We start from the raw sequence: 232 nt of genomic DNA on the forward strand, positions 1-232 counted from the left end.
CGGCGCACGGGATGCGCGCTTGATCCGCGAGCGCTGGCCACAGGCCGATGCCGCCGCGGTGTTTCGCGCCGGGACACACCTGCACACCCTGGAAGGCATGAACAAGGTCGAACCGCTGCACTTCAAGTTCGATGCCGACTCGGGGTTCTATGAAGGGGAATTTCTCGGGCACCACTCGTGCGAAGCCGATGAACCTGTGGGGGCCTACGGCATCGGCCAGGACCCGGTGTGC

1 protein-coding gene is annotated in these 232 nt (G+C 65.5%); it reads left to right on the plus strand.

Going from position 1 to position 232, the window contains the following annotated elements:
* A partial coding sequence (locus KZZ07_RS27500) for a XylR N-terminal domain-containing protein (protein WP_219520232.1) occupies positions 1–232 on the plus strand: 232 nt, incomplete at both ends.

The organism is Mameliella sp. CS4 (genome assembly GCF_019392335.1).
Lineage (GTDB): Bacteria > Pseudomonadota > Alphaproteobacteria > Rhodobacterales > Rhodobacteraceae > Antarctobacter.